The organism is Ruegeria sp. P8 (assembly GCF_056534665.1).
Window position 1 is genome coordinate 23,343 of record NZ_JBQERC010000018.1, and the last position, 15,531, is coordinate 38,873.

Below are 15,531 nucleotides of genomic sequence, written 5' to 3' on the forward strand. Positions count from 1 at the left end.
ACGGACTTTCGGCCAGTTCTGATGCTGGACGATGTCGGCGTGAACAACGCGGTGGCCCTTGCTGATGCCAAGGCGTCAGGCATTACTGTCAGCGGTTCCTCTGCCGGGCTTTCAAACGGCCAGATTGTAGATGTTTTGCTGAACGGCAGTTCCATCGGCAGCGCGACAGTAACCGCGGACGGATCCTGGACACTGGCTGTTGCGTCGTCAGATTTCGCCGCCATAGAAGCTGGGGATGCCCTGACTATATCAGCCCAGGCAACCGTTGCAGGGGGACCAGATCCCTTACCTGTATCGGATCAGGCGGTTGCTCATGAGCCAGCTGCCTACGTGGTCTCAGAGGTCGGGCGCAGTGGATCAACCGTTACATTTGCCATTTATGCTGATGCTAATCGTGACATCTCTGGTGGCTTGGCTTTTACAGCGGAGCTTGAGTTTGACTCATCTGTCGCCACTTTCGACATCGGATCAGACACGGAACACAGCGCGTTCGATTTGTTCCTGGCAAACCCAGGCACAGGTGACATCATCAACTTCGCTGGAGCGGCGACTGTTTTTTCCGATTTGTCTCAGCCTCTTGTCACCTTCACGATGACAGTACAGGACGCTGCTCAACCCATTGAGTTAACGATCAAAACACCAGAAGGTGGCCCTGTCGCAGTTCAGTTTGGTACCAATGGCAATGACATCCTAACCGCGGCAAACACGGATACAATCATTCGTGGCGGTGGTGGCGATGACAGCATTGACATCACCGAAGCCGGGCGGGACGTCGTTGTCTTTGAAGCCGACCCGAACAACAATGGCGCAGACAGCATAACCGGTTTCACAATTGGGCCCGCAGCAGATGTGACCGACGCTCTGATGTTCAGCGGACTGAATGTCGCTTCACTTCGCGGTGATGGCACCGGTTTCGAGCTGCTTTCTGTCGGCGGCACATTGGGCACAGACACCGGATTTGTGGGCCTCGATACCGTTCTTGCAGACCTCACTGCCGCGACACTCGAAACGGCTGTCGAGAGCCTCGCCGGAGCGTTTGCAGGTGATGAGCTCTATGTGATGGCAACGGACGGAACAGACAGTGTTCTGATCAAAGCTGATTTCGTGACACCTGGCGATGCCAACGTCGAAACCCTCGCCACTTTCCATGGCCTGGCCGACCTCAGCGGCTTGACTGCGGACAACATCATACACACCGACCCAACCGGTGCGACGGCTTGAACCAACTCAGGAAAAAATTGGCGTTCATCAGAAACACGAGGCAGTTATGGCGCAGATTGGCTTAACCCCGGTCACACGATTACGACATGGTCATCGGTTCTGGAAACGTTACACGTCGTTCGAATTCGCGCGCGACATGGTCGACTGCCCGGTGGCAGAGGCAGAGGTCCTACAGGCAGCAGCCACTTTTCCGATCGCGTTCCGGAAATCCGAACGGGGATTTTACCCCGTGGCAATCTTATCGATGACACCAGACAAACCGACGCCATTCGTGTCAGCGAAAGGGGAATGGCGCGCAAGCTACGTTCCCTCGGCACTACGGTGTGTGCCATTTCAGTTCCGATCACCTGAGCTTCAGGACAAAACCGGAGAGGGGGAGTTTGGTTTGCTTGTCAACGAAAGCTTGGACCTGGTTACCGACAACCCCGACGATGAGCCATTCTTTGACCGAACCGGAGCGCTGGGGCCTGAACTGCAAAACGTTCAGGCGTTCTTTCGCAAGCTTACAGCGTCACTGGAGAACACATATCAGTTGTGCCGCACGATAGGTGGTATGGGGCTTTTTTCTCCACTCGCCTGCGTACAAATGGACGAATGCCTCGGCGGTTACTTCGGCGTCGACCTGGCTGCTTTGCGGCAAGTTCCTTCAGCGCATCTGTCATTACTCGCCATGAACGGAGGCCTGCGCCTCATACATGCCCACCAAGTTTCCTTGACCCATTGCGCGTGGCTTTTGCCAGCTCAAATGCGAGCCGAAGAATTGGCGAAAAAGTCGTCGACCGGTGTTAGGTCGGATGCTTCAGAATTTATGGAGGCGCTGGCAGCCGCCCAACGAAAGGAAAGCTTGTTGGACCATCGGTGGCAGGAGGGTCAGTATGCCATTTAGTAAGTATTCTTATTATTTTATTGCGTTCAGTCTGCTTCTGATTTCCATTTCTGCCTGCACGCGTCCACCTGATTTGACGCCAGTTACGATGTCCTTTGCAGCCCAAACAGCCGGCGCCGGGGCAACTAAACCATCAAAATCACTCAGTCACAGTGCCTTCGGGCAGCGGGTGAAAAAGGCGGTTGAGAACAGCCCAAACCTGGCGCAAGTCAAATCCAGAATGGGAATCGCGAAGGCCAAACAAGACGCGGCTGAAGGCGCTTTTCTCCCGGAGATTTCGCTGGGATTAAACGCACGGTCTGAGAGGATTGCATCAGATATCGCGGACGTCTCGCCGTATCTGAGGGTCTCACAATTGGTCTATGACGGCGGGGCGGCTTCAGGGGATCTGACCGCTGCGCGGGCACGTGTCTTGGAAAGCAGAGGCGATCAGATTCAAACGGCCTCATCCACTGCGCTCGCAGCTATCGAGACCTATGTACTTGTCCTCGATCAACGAAAGATTCAAAGCATCGCAGCACAGAATGTTTTGACCCATGAAGAGCTTGTTCGCCAGATAACCGACCGAACAAAAAACGGCGTCGGTTCAAGTGCCGACGTCCTGGCAGCCCGGTCGCGCATGTCCGATGCGCGCACAAAGCTGGCTGATGCGCATGCGCGCACAGACCGGGCCGAAGCGCGATTCCGCGAGATATTCGGGGATGAGCCCGGCGCTCTTCCTGCACCAGTTCCGGCACCTGGGCTGGAAAGAAGTGACATGCAGATCATAATGAACAGCCCTCAGGTTCGGCGGTCCGATGCAAGCCTTCTGGCTGCCAAGGCAGAATTGTCCGCAGCGCAAGCGCGTCGCAGCCCTGATGTCAGGGTCGCCGCATTCGCAAACCAGGATAACAATCGTGACACGAATTTTGGAGTGGATCTTTCCTTCAATTACGAGCTGGACAGCACCGGCCAACGTCGCGCCGCAATAGCAGCTGCGGAATCGCTAGTCAAAGAGACTGAGTTTGCGCGCGAGCAACTGATCCGCGAAATAACGCGAGAGCTGGGTTTTATCCGTTCAGATCAAAAAGCGGGTGCCGATCGGTTACGCGAAGCCCGGATTGCCGTGGAGGCTAACGCTGAAAATATCGCGGCTTCCCGTGAACAATTTTCGATCGGCCGCCGTAGCCTCATTGAAATTCTGGATGCGCAGCGGGACTACGTTAATGCTCAGGAACGTTTGATCCTTGCGGAACAGAGCTACTTTCTGACCAATTATGCAGCCCTAAGCCTAACCGGCGACATACTCGACCTGCTTGGGGTTTCATTGGGCGACTGGGGCAGTACACAATGAACGCATCCGACCCTGCCCCCAATGCCTCGCTGCTGACGCCGTTTGAAGCCTGCCTGTTGAATATCTCGTCGGCACTTGAACGGCCATTGAGTCTCGCGGCGCTGCACGCGGCGCAAACTGGCGCAGATGGGGATTTGACAATACGGGACATTCTCGCCCTCGCGCAAAAGGCGGGCATGCAGGCGGGGTATGGGGCAAAGCGCCTTTCCGAATTGGATGACAATCTGACACCCACCCTGTTGCTGTTGGCAGAGGGTAAAGCCGTTGTTTTTCACGGACGAACGCAAGCTGGCGCCTTTTTGGTCTTCGACCCAGAGCTTGGCGAAGGTATCGGTGAAGTTTCCGAAGACAGGCTGGCAGCCTGTCATACCGGTTACGCAATCCTGTTCCGTCGCCATCACGACGGCGAAACATTGGACGGGCCCGGTTCACATGGCGGTCACTGGTTCTGGAACGCCCTGTCCGCCAGCCGGTGGTCATACGCTCAAGTCGCACTCGCTGCGGCGCTGGCAAATCTCCTTGGTTTGTCTACGTCCGTTTTCATCATGGTGGTCTATGACCGGGTATTGCCCAACGAAGCAACAGAGTCTCTGATCGCTTTGACCCTGGGTGTGGCGTTGGCACTGTGTTTTGACTTTGCCCTCAAGTTGCTGCGGGCGGGATTTATCGACAAGGCTGGGCAGAAAGCCGACTTGTTGATGGGCCGGCGCATTTTCGACCAGTTGCTGAACATCCAGATGAAATCGCGCACTGGGTCTACCGGTGCCATGACCAGCACCATTCGCGAGTTTGAAACTCTGCGAGAATTCTTTACATCCGCGACGCTGGTGGCCGTTGTTGACCTGCCTTTCATCGGGTTGTTCATCCTGGTCATCTATCTGGTTGGGGGACAACTGGCTTTGATCCCTGCACTGGCCGTACCGGTGGTGCTCCTGACAGGTTTGGCGGTGCAGCCAGTTTTATCAAGGCTGGCGGAACGAAGCTTGTCCGATGGACAGTCCAAGCAATCAGTTCTGGTTGAGGCTGTCTCGGGACTTGAAACCATTAAAACAACGGCAGCAGGCAGAAAAATGCGTGCACGATGGGAACAGGCCATCGAACAGCAGTCAGCGCATGGTGCACGAAGCCGAACCGTCACGCAATTTGCCCTGAACCTGACCGGATTCACCCAACAGGCCGCACAAGTGCTTGTCGTATTTCTTGGTGTTTTTCTGATCACAAACGGGCAAGCCAGCATGGGTGCGCTGGTGGCTTCGGTAATGTTGACCGGCCGGGCTCTGGCCCCTCTGGGTCAACTGGCGCAGACTTTGACCCGCATAAATCAGGCCAGGTGCGCCTATCGCAACCTCAACGCGCTAATGCATGCAGAAAGCGAACGCCCGGAGGGGCGCACATGGCTGACCCGATCTGATTTCAAAGGGGCAATTGCCTTCAATAACGTGCATTTCTCGTATTCTGACCAAAGCGAAGATACCCTGCATGGTGTCTCATTCACAATCAAGCCTGGCGAGAAAGTCGCAATTCTCGGTCAAATCGGATGCGGGAAAAGCACGATTGCGCGCCTGCTATTGGGGCTTTACACGCCGCGAGTGGGCTCGGTCATGATTGATGGATTAGACATACGTCAGATCGACCCGGGTGACTTGCGACGCAATATCGGATCCGTTCTGCAGGATGTCTGGCTTTTTTCGGGGTCTGTCAGGGACAATATCGCAAGTGGCGCAGTCCGGCCCAGAGATTGCGACATCGTCGAAGCCGGCCGTATTGCCGGTGTCGAAGAATTCGTGAACAGCCATCCTTCGGGCTATGACCTTCAACTCGCTGAACGCGGTGAGGGGCTTTCCGGTGGGCAACGGCAGGCAATCGCCCTGGCACGGGCACTTGTCGGGCGACCTCCGGTTTTGCTTTTTGATGAGCCAACCAGTGCGATGGACGTCAAAACCGAAGCCCAACTGGTTCAACGCCTGAGTGCGTCAACCTCCGGGTCAACCTTGGTCATTGTAACGCACAGAGCCAGTCTGCTGGAGCTTGTGGACAGGGTTATCGTTCTGGAAAACGGAAAAATCGCAGCTGATGGACCCAAGAGCCTGCTGACGCAGCACATGCGTCAGAAAGGGAGGCACCTGAATGTCGCAGCATCCTGATCTGGCGAAGTTGGCGCGCGAAATGCAGGGGCGGTCCCCCGTTCGTGGTTCATTGCTCTTGCTGTTGATCCTGTCGTGTATTGTCTCGGCCGGGTTGTGGGCGCATTTGACCGAGTTGGATGACGTAACGCGGGTCGATGGGCGGATCGTGCCTTCGGGAGACACACAGGTGATCGACGCCGCCGAGCCTGGCGTGCTGCGGTCGCTTCATGTGCGCGAAGGCCAGTTGGTCGACAAAGGGGCATTGTTGATGGAATTGGACGCCACACAAATCGACAGCCAACTTAGCCAGGAACAACAGCGCGCTTTCGGGCTGCAAGCCCGTGCACAACGTCTGCAGGCAGAAATAGATGGAACACAATTGAATTTCGATGCGCAGTTGATCGAAGGTGCGCCCAGTGTCGTGCGTTCGGAAACTGCACTGTATCAGGGTCGGCAAGCAGAGCTGGCGGCAGAAATCGCCATATTGGAACGACAACGTGAGCAAAAGCAGCGAGAACACGAAGAAGGTCTCGTGGATCAGGTAACAGCAGACGAAACCTTAAAAGTGCTTGGTGAGGAGCGTGCGATCGTAGCTCCGCTTGTTGAGCGGCAAATGGAACCGGCAACGACATTGCTGGCGTTGCGGCGCAGCGAGGCTGAGTGGCGCGGCCGCAAAGTCCGTGCCGAAGCCGTGACCAGCAGGTTGCAAACCGGTTTGGATGAAATAGATGATCGGATTCAAGCTGCTCACAGCCGATTTCGAAGCGCGGCGCTTACTGAATTGGCCATTGCAACTGCGGAACTGGCGACCTTGCAACCCGCCTTGCCTGCCCTACGCGACCGCGCTGCACGAGCGCAGGTTCGCTCTCCGGTTCGCGGTATCGTCAACCGCATCCACCGAACCACCATTGGGGGTTTGGCGCGGAGTGGCGAAGATCTTGTCGAGATTGTTCCCCTGGACGACACACTATTGGTCGAAGCTTACGTAAAGCCCGAAGATATTGCATTCTTGCGTGCTGGACAGCCCGTAAAGGTAAAGATCACGGCTTATGATTTTGCGCGATACGGGGCGCTGGATGGTGAAATCGTACGGATTGGCGCCGATACCGTCACACGATCAGAGCGGAACGACGAAGAGGTGTTCGTTGTGGAAATTCGCACGAGCAACACCATGCTCGATGGAAATGGTGTCGCAGTGGAAATCATACCCGGCATGATCGCAGAGGTTGACATTTTGTCAGGTCGAAAATCCGTATTGGAGTATCTGCTGGAACCTGTCGTGAAGATAAAAGATCAAGCTTTGCGTGAGTGAGCGCAAAGACCAAAATATTCGTTCTTGCGACGCTTACTGTGTTTTCTATCTACACTGCCGGACGCAGAGGGGATCGAAAGAAATTCAGGTTCACACTCTGGCCAACAGAGCGTCGCTATTTCCAGTCGACATCCCCTAAAAAAATATACCCGGCACCGTAAATCGTTTTGATCAGGCGCGGATTCTTTGGGTCTTCTCCAAGTTTCGTACGCAACCTGGAGATTCTGACATCCATAGCACGATCAAAACTGTCGCCGGCCGCACCGCCCAAGGACTCCTGCATCTGCCCCCTGCTGATCAGCCGCTTGGGGCTTTCCAGAAACAGACGCAAAACCTCGCCTTCTGCATGGCTGAAAGGTGTTTCAGCCCCTGACCCGTCTTCCAGAACATACCGATCAAAATGCGCAATCCAGCCGTTGAATTCCGCCCTGTCCGATTGTGATGTCCGACCGCGCGGCGCGCGCAACCTAGCCCGTACCCGGGCTACGACCTCGGTGGGGTCAAACGGCTTGGTAATATAGTCATCTGCGCCAAGCTCCAGCCCTGTCACACGGTCCTGAACCTGCGCCCGGCCGGAAATAATGATCACTGCTGCACCCTGTTCCAGCGCCAAGCGATGAACAAGCGCCAGCCCGTCGGTATCTGGTAAGGACAGGTCCACAAGGCAGACATCAGGGGTTACTCGATTAAGGGATGCTTCAAACTCTCGGGCACGGGAAAAACTCTGCGTTCTGAAACCGGCATCCTCCAGCGCATCCGTCAGAATACGCCGAATTTCGGGTTCGTCGTCGAGAATGGTCACCATTGGTTGCGACATCAGGCGGCCTCGGCTTGGATGAGAGCGGACAATTGGGCCTGTGAGAACGGTTTACGCAAAACAGGTGCCAAAGCAAGGGCCCGTTGATGCAGCGGATCTGAATTTGGCAGAGATGTCATAAGGATAAGCGGCAACCCCGGTTTCAACTGTTCAAGGATATCCAAGCCAGTACCGTGTCCTTCCAAACGGATATCGGACAAGACCAGCGAAATGTCCTTCACACTTGATATCAAGGCCAGTGCTTCATCAACTGAATTTGCTTCAATGACAGTAAAGCCCAAATCCACCAGCATGTCCCGAAACTGCCCGCGCAGGTCTTCGCTGTCTTCAACCAACAGTACCAATCCGTCCTGCGCCGGAGGAGCGGGCCGAAAAGGCAAACGCATGACAACTGAGGCCCCAGATGGCGTATTTCTTAGATTCAGATCGCCACCAGCAAGCTTGACCGTATCATAAACCATCGGCAGCCCCAGACCCGAACCGTCGCTCCCTTTTGTTGTGAAAAACGGGTTCAGCGCCTTTTCAAGCGCCTCGGGTGAAAACCCCGGCCCAGTGTCGGAAACCGTGACTTCGATCCAGATCTCACCAATGGCATGTGCACTGATTGTGATCTGGCCCGTGCTCCCGCAGGCATCCCTGGCATTCAGAACCAAATTCAAAAGCGCATCCTGAACCATACCGGGATCAAGCATCAATGTCTGTTTTGGCAAGGTGTTTACGACGGACAGGCCCACACCGCGAGGCAGCGAGGGCGTCGCCAGAATCCTCAGGTCTTCCAACAATCCCCCGATGTCAGTGGCCTGCGGTTGCGGCGTTCGGTTTCCAGTCATGTCGGCGATCCGGTTCAACAGCTGCCCGCCCCGCCGCGCCGTTTGTTGAGTTGCGGCCACAAGTTCCTGCGCGCCATCCGGCAAATCCATCTTGTCGAGGCGGGACTGCATCCCAAGGATGATAGTGAGCAGATTGGAGAAGTCATGGGCAAGCCCGCTGGTCATCTGGGCTGCCATCGCCCGGCGGCGGGTTTGTTGTAATGCAACGCGTGCCTGTGTCTCTTCGGTGATGTCCACCGACATCACGTACACACCCCCTGCCCCATCTGGCGTAAACGAAACCCGAATACGGCGGGAATCCTGATCTTCTGTGAACTCGAAAACCGACGGCTCTCCGCTATAGGCCTTAAGCAAATGGGCCTGAACCCGTTCAAAGGCGGCAGCACCCAGCGCTTCAGAAATGTGAAGCCCCAGAATATCGGACGGACGCCCGGGCATGACGGCGCTCAGGCGGCGGTTCGAGTAATCGTAACGGCCGTCGCTGTCCAAATGTGCGATATGAGCCGGCATCATCTCGGTCACCATACGAGTACGCGCTTCGATTTCGGTCAGTTCCCGCTTGGCCTCTTCCAGCGCCGCGATCGTGGCCGCAAGTTTGCGGTTGGTTGCGGACAGTTCTTCCGCGTGGCTCAGCAACTGTTCCGACAGTTCCTCTGACCGCGCCCGCAACAGGTTTTCCGCCCGCCGCGTGCCGGTGATATCCGTGTAGACCGCGACCCACCCGCCTTGGGGCAGCGGCGCGCCTTCAATTGAAACAACCTGCCCATTTGGGCGCACACGCTCCATGTAGTGGGGCTCAAACGCCAAGGCTTGCTGGACACGCAGATTGACCATTTCCTCGACACTTTCATCGTCGCCATACTCACCGCGGCTGGCAAGAAAGTGGATCGTGTCGCGAAACAGAGCGCCCCTTTGAACCAGCTCATCCGGCAAACCGAACATTTCCTGGAAGCGGCGATTGCTGAGCACCAGTTGCAACTTGTTGTCATAAATGGAAAGCGCCTGACCAATCAGGTTCAGCCCAGCGGTCGTCATCGCCTTGATACGCTTTTCCGTTATGTCCAACTTCGTTTTCTCCACGGCTCATGCCTAGCATCAGAAGTCATGCACGGGTAGTGGAATTGAGGGGAGGCGTTTCGGACTCTGCCTTCGTTCAAGTGCTTTTGCCAATCCGCGAATGCGCAAAGAGAAATACGTCGACACACCTGCCCGTGACCGAGTGCCCGGTATAGTCAGAATAGATGAACGTTGACAAAAATCGCGTTCTAAGATGTGTATCTGGGGCGGGATTTTGCACCCTCAGATGTGATCGAATGCAAGGACAATGTGTGGTCCATATTTTTCATCCGGTGGCGCAACATCTGTCGGCTTAACCGTGCGAGGTCCGTTGCAAAATCTGGATTCTCCGCGACGTTCTCGAATTCGCCCTTACTTTGGTGGTCGAACAGGATCGGGGGCAGGTCGGCAGCGAACTCGACCAGTGTGAACCGTTCATCCCGCAATATTCCCAAACACGAGTCGCTGTTACCGGTCCCCAAGTCTTGCTGCCACAGCGTCGGGTTTTCAGGTTCTGAAAAATCAAGTTCACTGAAAGAATAGTCGCGCCAATCGTCTGGGATATTACCGCGCAACAATGGCAGCAAGGACCGACCATCCATAGCGTTCGGAGCAGCCTGTCCAATCCAGTCCAGTATGGTCGGAGTGACATCCACGGACTCGGTTGGAACGGTGATCTTGCTTCCAGCTACAGCTTCGTTCCCGGGTAAACGGATCATCAGAGGTGTGTGATACGCTGCATCATAGACCGTCATTTTGCCCCAGCTGTGTCGATCCCCCAGCATTTCACCATGATCGGCGGTGATAACCAGCAATGTATCGTTGTATTGCCCGCTGTCCTTCAGGTACTGGACAACACGACCGATGTGGTGATCAACCTCGGTCGCCAGACCCAGATATATAGCACGCAAGGTGCGAATGTTTTCGTCCGTAGGTTCAACGTCATCGAAACCGTGAACGAATTTTTTCGCGCTAAAGGTATCCAGCTTTGGTCCAAAGAACGGGTGCACTGCTTTTTCTGCTGCTGCGCTTGGCAAGCAGTGCGGCAGAGGGACATCCGCCGGGTCATACATGTCATTGTACGGGGCCGGTGCGACCAAGGGCGGATGCGGGCGGATATAGGTCAAATGGGCGAACCAACCCTTTCCACGATGCGGCGCGATCCCATCAAGAAAGGCATCTGTCAGAAAAGCTGTATCGCTGTCTTCCGCCCGATACAGCGCGGGATCATTCAGCCGCGGGTGTCCACCGTCGGGCGAAACGGGCTTGTAGACATCCCAGTACTTTTCGAACTGGTACCCCTTTTTCATCAGATGCGCTTGCCAAGGATATGATTCTTCAAGGCGCATTTCGACAACTTCAACAAACCCGGTCATCGACTGTTCGTAAGACTTGAGGTCAGGGTCATTGGGATCATGGACGCGCGGGTCGGCGGAGGTATCTGTGTACCCAAACAACATTGGCAAGTAACCAGCTTTGCGCATCTCCGTGGCGATGTTTGGGGTATCGTGCCGTAACGGCGTTCCGTTTCTTACCGACCGATGATTCATCGCATATTGACCGGTCAGAATCGATGCGCGCGAGGGACCACAGGGATTGGTGACCGAAAAATGGCGGGTAAAGGTCACGGCCTCATCCATAAAAGCCCGTAAATTTGGAAGGTTCACATGATCTGCCAAGGCCCCGGACAGGCAATCCGCCCTGAGTTGGTCGATGATGACAAACAAGACGTTCTTGGTCTGATGCATACCGACTTCTCCGATTCCGCGCCGTAATAACCAACGCGGAATGTGTATTGCTTCCCGCCACAGCGCAACCAATTTGTCGGTCAGGCAGAGGCGTGTTATCCCGACAAAGTTGTTGTGCGACAACCTCTGGCATGCACCTGTTCAGCATAGCTCCAATGCGACGGTCGGCGTGACGTCAAGGCCATCCAGCGCGGCAAAAAGAAGTCCAATGGCACAAAGCCATTGCGGTCATTGAATGTTTCAATTCACATGACCTCATGACGCAACCTTCGATAATCTCAGAACACGATTCCAGCGGTACTCGTGTACGCATATCCGGAGAGCTGCTCACGCAATCACTGCAAACCGTTGAACAGGGTTTTGCCTCTGTCCGCGCAACAGGAGAAAGGGTCGTTCTGGATTTGTCCGAGGTCGAAGCCTTGGATACAGGCGGTGCCTGGCTGATCGCGGATCTCGGTAGACGCTTCAAGTCGCAAGGTGCAACACTTGAGTTTCAAGGGGTGAAACCAGCACATGCCACTCTGATAGATACTGTAACCCGCAGCATCCCCGACGAACCCGGTGAGCTTGATAAACCGCGAAGTCTACTAGATTTGATCGCCCAAATGGGCCACGTCGTTGTAGGCGCCTGGCGGGACACACTTTCGATCCTCGAATTTCTGGGTCTGACACTGCATCGGCTGTTTCGTACCATTGTCATGCCATGGCGACTTCGCAAGGCAGCGCTGGTCACGCACATGGAAGAAACCGGGTTCAAGGCACTGCCAATCGTGGCCCTTATGGGATTTCTGATCGGTGTCGTACTCGCTTTTCAGGGCGCAACCCAACTGAAGCAATTTGGAGCTGAGATATTCGTGGTCGAGCTGATCTCGATCTCGGTTCTGCGCGAATTGGGCATATTGCTGACGGCCATTATCGTTGCCGGGCGCTCGGGTTCTGCATTCACCGCATCTATTGGTTCGATGAAAGTGCAGGAAGAAATCGACGCAATGCGAACACTGGGTCTGGACCCGATCGAAGTTCTGGTCATTCCCCGCGTATTGGCCTTGTTGATCATGCTGCCCATATTGGGGTTTGTCGCCGATATGGCAGGCCTGTTTGGCGGTGCCTTGATGAGCTGGATCGACCTGGGTGTAAGCCCCGGCATGTTTCTTACTCGTTTGAAGGAAAACACCGACGTCTGGCAACTGGCGGTCGGCCTGATCAAGGCACCGTTCTTTGCGCTCGTCATCGGCGTAGTTGCCTGCTGGCAGGCAATGCAGGTCAAAGGGTCCGCCCAAAGTGTCGGTCAACGTACGACAGCATCAGTTGTTCAATCCATTTTCATGGTGATCGCAATCGACGCTTTGTTTTCGATCTTCTTCTCAGAGATCGGAATATGACATGAACGATGACACACAACAGGCATCGTTGGCCGCGACCACAGACCGCGAGGCGGTCATTCGTGTGCGCGGGCTCCGAACTCAGTTCGGTACGCAAGTGGTTCATGAAGGCCTGAATCTTGACGTCTGGCGGGGAGAGGTTCTGGGAATCGTCGGCGGGTCGGGCACCGGTAAATCCGTGTTACTCAGAACTATCGTAGGGCTGAACAAACCCGCCGCCGGAGAAATCGAAGTTCTGGGCGTCGATGTTCTGAATGGTCCGGAAGATGATCGTCGCAGAATCGAACGCCACTGGGGCGTTGCCTTTCAGGACGGGGCACTGTTTTCGTCGCTGACCGTGCTCCAAAATGTGATGGCTCCGTTGCGGGAACACACAGGTCTCAGCGAAAAACTGATGGAGTCTCTGGGTGCATTGAAGATCAGCCTTGTGGGCCTGCCACAGCTGAGTTGCGGTAAGTTTCCCTCGGAATTATCGGGCGGTATGCGCAAACGCGCCGCGCTGGCCCGGGCGCTGGCCCTTGACCCCGAGATCGTTTTTCTGGACGAACCGACCGCAGGATTGGACCCTATCGGCGCAGCGGCATATGATGAACTGATCGGCGAGTTACAGCAGGCACTTGGGTTGACAGTTTTTATGGTCACCCATGATCTGGACAGTCTTTACGCGATCTGCGACCGCGTTGCGGTGCTTGCAGAAAAGCGCGTGTTGGTTGAAGGTCCGATTGAGGACATGACCAAGGTCGACCATCCTTGGGTACAGGAATACTTCACGGGCCCCCGCGCCCGCGCGGCGCAGCAGAAGGGGCAAAGCAGGTAAAAGCAATGGAAACCCGGGCGAACTATATTCTGATCGGCGCGTTTACCCTTGCGGGGTTGCTGGGCGCATTCGGCTTTTTCCTGTGGCTCGCCAAGTTTGAGATCACGCGCCAATACGCTTATTACGATGTACTATTTGACAATGTCGCAGGTCTGTCGGCAGCCGGCGGCGTGAACTTCAACGGCCTGCCGGTCGGGCAAGTCGTTTCCTTGCAACTGGACGAAAATGACCCGTCAAAGGTTCGGGTGCGGATCGAAGTGGACGCAGACATTCCGATAACCAATGAGACAATCGCGCAGCTTCAGTCACTTGGCGTGACCGGTGTTGGCTATGTTGAACTGACCGGCGGATCGGCTAACACTGAACGGTTGCCACAAAAGAGTGTTATCAAGAGCAAACGCAGCACAATTCAATCCCTGTTCGAAGGCGCGCCAAAAGTTCTGGATGAAGCCGTAACGCTTTTGGAAAACCTAAACAAAGTCGTCGATGATAAAAACCGGGAAGCTGTGAGCGGTATTCTGGACAATCTTGCTTCGGCTACGGGTAAACTGGACAAGACACTGACAAGTTTTGAATCCGTCGCAAATGACATCGGCAGCGCTGCGCAGGATATTGGCGCGTTTTCAAAGCGGCTGGACCCGCTGATCGAAACTGCGCAAACAACGCTCAAGACCGGCACGGAAACATTGGAAGCCGTCAAAACGGCATCCGGGTCCGCCAAGACGGCGCTGGACGAAGCAAAAACAACCCTTCAGACGGCGGACCGCATTTTGCAGCAGGACGTGAAGCCTTTCATCGAGCGAGGCTCGCAACTGGCTGAACGATTGACCGTTTTGTCTGATGAAGGCAGCGTTACCCTTGGAATTGTGAACGAAACCGTGATGAACGCCAATTCGACGCTTGGTTCGATTTCTACGACGATGGAGTCCGCCAAGGGGGCGCTGGCTTCGGCAGAATCCGCTTTTGACTCTGCAAATCGGGTCATGGAGGAAGACGTGGCACCTGTTGCGGAAGATGTCCGGAAGGCGGCCAATCAGGTGACTGAAACCGTCGCGGGCATAACGGAAAAGATCGACCAGATCTCGGACGACGTCCTGAGCGCGTCAAATTCCGCGTCCGAATTGCTGGGAACCATCGACGGCATTGTTCAGAGCAACCGCCGACAAGTGTCAGACTTCCTGCGGGTCGGGTTGCCTCAGTTTGTTCGTTTCATCGAAGAATCCCAGCGTCTTGTTATCAGTCTGGATCGCCTCGTAGACAAAGTTGAACGCGATCCGGCACGTTTCCTTCTGGGCACCCAAGCATCGGAGTTTCGTCAATGATCAAGCCTGCACTTGCAATGCTGATGGTTGTCTTGTTTGGCGGCTGCGCTGGTTTGGGCACGTTGCAACAAGCGGCAAAACCAAATGATTTGTATCTGCTTACACCTAAAAGCACGTTTTCCTCGGCACTGCCCAGGATTGAAAAGCAGATCGTCGTTCAGGAACCGTCGGCAACCGCCGCAGTGAACACGGACCAGATTGCCATTCAACCTACTCCGTTGCAGGTGCAATACCTGCCCCGCGCCCGTTGGGTGGATCGCGCACCTTTGATCGTTCAGACCCTTTTGATCGAAAGCTTTGAGAACTCGGGCAAAGTTGCAGCCGTTGGACGCTCAACCGTAGGCCTGCGGGCCGATTACATAATTGTACCCGACCTTCGAGAGTTTCAGGGGGTTGTGATCGCGGACACCGAGAACGGAACCAAAGTTCGTATTGAAGTGCGCATGAATATCAAGGTGATCGATGAGTACGAAGACAAAATCATTGCATCCAGCTCGTTTCAGGAAAACGTTGTGGCGACCAGCGATCAGACACCCGACCTGATCAGCGCATTTGATCTGGCTTTGGGGCGCGCGATGCGAGATTCTGTTGAATGGAGTATTCGCAAGATCAATACCCATGCAGCAAACAATCCGCGATCTATTCCCAGGTAGCGGAAGCTGTGTAAGAAGGTGGAATGAG

11 protein-coding genes and 1 pseudogene are annotated in these 15,531 nt (G+C 55.2%); 9 read left to right on the forward strand and 3 right to left on the reverse strand.

The features are described 5' to 3' along the window. Positions 1-3: 3 nt before the first annotated feature. The 5 genes and pseudogenes from ACR0BZ_RS16850 to ACR0BZ_RS16870 all read left to right on the forward strand — a co-directional run. Positions 4-1,221: pseudogene (locus ACR0BZ_RS16850) on the forward strand (adhesin); the annotation flags it as partial. Positions 1,222-1,267: 46 nt separating this feature from the next. Beyond that, the gene (locus tag ACR0BZ_RS16855) at positions 1,268-2,107 is read left to right on the forward strand and encodes a SapC family protein (protein ID WP_480920798.1); all 840 of its coding nucleotides are present in this window, start codon (positions 1,268-1,270) and stop codon (positions 2,105-2,107) included. Beyond that, positions 2,016-3,440, forward strand: coding sequence for a TolC family protein (locus ACR0BZ_RS16860; protein ID WP_480920799.1), 1,425 nt, complete (start codon positions 2,016-2,018; stop codon positions 3,438-3,440). Before ACR0BZ_RS16855 ends, ACR0BZ_RS16860 begins: the two co-directional genes overlap by 92 nt. After that, positions 3,437-5,584, forward strand: a complete 2,148-nt coding sequence (locus tag ACR0BZ_RS16865; RefSeq protein ID WP_480920800.1) for a type I secretion system permease/ATPase — start codon at positions 3,437-3,439, stop codon at positions 5,582-5,584. The genes ACR0BZ_RS16860 and ACR0BZ_RS16865 overlap by 4 nt, the downstream gene beginning before the upstream one ends. Beyond that, positions 5,568-6,878, forward strand: a complete 1,311-nt coding sequence (locus ACR0BZ_RS16870) for an HlyD family type I secretion periplasmic adaptor subunit (RefSeq protein WP_480870508.1) — start codon at positions 5,568-5,570, stop codon at positions 6,876-6,878. Before ACR0BZ_RS16865 ends, ACR0BZ_RS16870 begins: the two co-directional genes overlap by 17 nt. A gap of 115 nt (positions 6,879-6,993) precedes the next feature. On the opposite strand, the gene ACR0BZ_RS16875 is transcribed toward ACR0BZ_RS16870, so the two are convergent. The 3 genes from ACR0BZ_RS16875 to ACR0BZ_RS16885 all read right to left on the reverse strand — a co-directional run bounded on the left by ACR0BZ_RS16875 (position 6,994) and on the right by ACR0BZ_RS16885 (position 11,329). Next, the gene (locus tag ACR0BZ_RS16875) at positions 6,994-7,695 is read right to left on the reverse strand and encodes a response regulator transcription factor (protein WP_480483716.1); all 702 of its coding nucleotides are present in this window, start codon (positions 7,693-7,695) and stop codon (positions 6,994-6,996) included. Then, positions 7,695-9,560 (reverse strand): PAS-domain containing protein, encoded by a 1,866-nt coding sequence (locus ACR0BZ_RS16880; protein WP_480920801.1) that lies wholly within the window; start codon positions 9,558-9,560, stop codon positions 7,695-7,697. The genes ACR0BZ_RS16875 and ACR0BZ_RS16880 overlap by 1 nt, the downstream gene beginning before the upstream one ends. A 230-nt stretch (positions 9,561-9,790) precedes the next feature. Continuing rightward, positions 9,791-11,329 carry an alkaline phosphatase family protein gene (locus tag ACR0BZ_RS16885; protein WP_480920802.1) on the reverse strand — a complete coding sequence of 513 codons (1,539 nt, stop codon included), beginning with the start codon at positions 11,327-11,329 and terminating at the stop codon, positions 9,791-9,793. A gap of 257 nt (positions 11,330-11,586) precedes the next feature. On the opposite strand from ACR0BZ_RS16885, the gene ACR0BZ_RS16890 reads away from it, so the two are divergent. The 4 genes from ACR0BZ_RS16890 to ACR0BZ_RS16905 are packed head-to-tail and all read left to right on the forward strand — an operon-like array spanning position 11,587 to position 15,503. Further along, positions 11,587-12,711, forward strand: coding sequence for an ABC transporter permease (locus tag ACR0BZ_RS16890; RefSeq protein ID WP_480920803.1), 1,125 nt, complete (start codon positions 11,587-11,589; stop codon positions 12,709-12,711). A 1-nt stretch (position 12,712) separates the two neighbouring features. Further along, complete coding sequence (locus ACR0BZ_RS16895) at positions 12,713-13,528, forward strand: ABC transporter ATP-binding protein (RefSeq protein ID WP_480920804.1); 816 nt, start codon at positions 12,713-12,715, stop codon at positions 13,526-13,528. 5 nt (positions 13,529-13,533) lie between these two features. Continuing rightward, entirely contained in the window at positions 13,534-14,850 is a 1,317-nt protein-coding gene (locus tag ACR0BZ_RS16900; RefSeq protein ID WP_480920805.1) for an MlaD family protein, read from the forward strand. Next, on the forward strand, positions 14,847-15,503 hold the full coding sequence (locus tag ACR0BZ_RS16905) for an ABC-type transport auxiliary lipoprotein family protein (RefSeq protein WP_245220638.1): 657 nt from the start codon (positions 14,847-14,849) through the stop codon (positions 15,501-15,503). Before ACR0BZ_RS16900 ends, ACR0BZ_RS16905 begins: the two co-directional genes overlap by 4 nt. Positions 15,504-15,531 lie beyond the last annotated feature (28 nt).